We start from the raw sequence: 485 nt of genomic DNA on the forward strand, positions 1-485 counted from the left end.
AGCAGAGAGAACTCAAAAATCACTTGGTGAGATAGAAGCAAATACAAATGTCCTAGCTCAATCAATAAATGAGATGAGTGAATCTATAAAAGAGCAAAGTGAAGGCATTAATATGATCAATCAATCAGTTGCTCAAATAGATCACTTAACAAAAGAAAACGTAGTAATTGCAAACCAAGCTAACTCAGTCACATCAGAAGTAGATGAGATGGCTAAAGCTATAGTTGAAGATGTTAGGAAGAATAAATTCTAAAAATAAACTACTAAAATTAAACACAAAGCATAGTCCTCTAAATTTAGAGGGCTATGCGAATTTAGACTAGATGATTAAAATTAACACACAAGAAACTTCAAACAAATTTTGAAATCAATACTCAAGAGTTATCTATTAAATTTTAAAATTTATGAACGAGCATATCACGCTTCCAAATTTAGTGGCAAGTGGCAACGAGACCTGAATTTGGTAAGTTGCTAAGGCGAGTGAG

At 32.4% G+C, this 485-nt stretch carries 1 pseudogene; it reads left to right on the top strand.

Features of this window, described 5'->3' with window-relative positions:
• A pseudogene (locus UNSWCS_RS11200) lies at positions 1-253 on the top strand (methyl-accepting chemotaxis protein); the annotation flags it as partial.
• Between the last annotated feature and the right edge of the window lie 232 nt (positions 254-485).

Source organism: Campylobacter concisus UNSWCS, from assembly GCF_000466685.1.
GTDB lineage: Bacteria > Campylobacterota > Campylobacteria > Campylobacterales > Campylobacteraceae > Campylobacter_A > Campylobacter_A concisus_A.